A 393-nucleotide genomic window follows, 5' to 3' on the forward strand; every position below is an offset into this window, starting at 1 on the left:
AGATGACCCGCGGGTTCATCATCGGTGCCACCGCCGGGCGCACCACACTGACCGGTGAGGGCCTGCAGCACGCCGACGGCCACTCGCCCATCCTGGCCGCCACCAACCCGGCGGTCCTGACCTACGATCCGGCGTTTGGGTACGAAATCGGCCACATCATCCGGGACGGCCTGGAACGGATGTACGGCCCGGAGTCCGCGGACCGGAACCTGATGTACTACCTCACCGTCTACAACGAGCCGATCTCCCAGCCGGCCGAACCTGAGAACCTCGACGTCAACGGCGTGCTGAAAGGCATCCACCGGGTGTCGGCGTCGGAACTGGAAGGGCCACAAAGCCAGATCCTGGCCTCCGGCGTCTCGGTGCCGTGGGCCCTCGAGGCCCAGCGGATCC

At 67.2% G+C, this 393-nt stretch carries 1 pseudogene; it reads left to right on the forward strand.

The features are described 5' to 3' along the window. A pseudogene (locus tag QCD75_RS21950) lies at positions 1 to 393 on the forward strand (pyruvate dehydrogenase (acetyl-transferring), homodimeric type); the annotation flags it as partial.

This window comes from Arthrobacter sp. PsM3, assembly GCF_030433895.1.
Lineage (GTDB): Bacteria > Actinomycetota > Actinomycetes > Actinomycetales > Micrococcaceae > Arthrobacter.